This is a genomic window from Scandinavium manionii (genome assembly GCF_024764775.1).
Classification (GTDB): Bacteria; Pseudomonadota; Gammaproteobacteria; order Enterobacterales; family Enterobacteriaceae; genus Scandinavium; species Scandinavium manionii.
On the sequence record NZ_JALIGC010000003.1, the window covers coordinates 1 to 255 of the forward strand.

A 255-nucleotide genomic window follows, 5' to 3' on the forward strand; every position below is an offset into this window, starting at 1 on the left:
GCTTATGCCATTGCACTAACCTCCTGATGTCCGACCAGGATTAGCTAACCTTCGTGCTCCTCCGTTACTCTTTGGGAGGAGACCGCCCCAGTCAAACTACCCACCAGACACTGTCCGCAACCCGGATTACGGGTCTACGTTAGAACACCAGCCATTAAAGGGTGGTATTTCAAGGTTGGCTCCACAAGAACTGGCGTCCTCGCTTCAAAGCCTCCCACCTATCCTACACATCAAGGACCAGTGTTCAGTGTCAAG

Annotated in this window: 1 rRNA gene; it reads right to left on the bottom strand. The window is 52.5% G+C overall.

The features are described from left to right. Window positions 1–255 (bottom strand): 23S ribosomal RNA (locus tag MUU51_RS00015); the annotation flags it as partial.